At 69.4% G+C, this 402-nt stretch carries 1 protein-coding gene; it reads left to right on the forward strand.

Annotated features, from left to right (window positions below; all coding sequences use genetic code 11):
* The coding region (locus G3I60_RS44205; RefSeq protein WP_164608602.1) for an N-acetylmuramoyl-L-alanine amidase at window positions 1-270 on the forward strand (270 nt) is incomplete at its 5' end.
* Window positions 271-402: the final 132 nt, after the last annotated feature.

The raw sequence follows: 402 nt of genomic DNA on the forward strand, positions 1-402 counted from the left end.
GAGAAGGCCCTGCCGCTGGACAACGAGGCCAACACCGACGGCAACCGGCATTTCTACGGCTTCGAGTGCGAGAACCTCGGCGACGGGGAGGATCCCTGGCCACAGGTCCAGCTCGACGCCATCGAGAAGGTCGCCGCGGCGGTGTGCCGCCATCACGGGTGGACGGAACGGTCGGTGATCGGCCACCTCGAACGGCAGGCCGGCAAGATCGATCCCCGGGGCTTCACCATGCAGTGGCTGAGGGAACGGGTACGGGACCGTCTGAAGTAGGGGTTCCTCGCCCCCGCCGCCCCTACCCGTCCCATCCTGTCCCTGGGGGCTGCGCCCCCAGACCCCCGCTTTCGGCCCTGAACGGGCCTCGTCCTCAAGCGCCGGACGGGCTGAAACAACCCGGCCCGCGCT

The sequence above is a fragment of the Streptomyces sp. SID13666 genome (genome assembly GCF_010548325.1).
GTDB classification, from domain to species: Bacteria; Actinomycetota; Actinomycetes; order Streptomycetales; family Streptomycetaceae; genus Actinacidiphila; species Actinacidiphila fildesensis.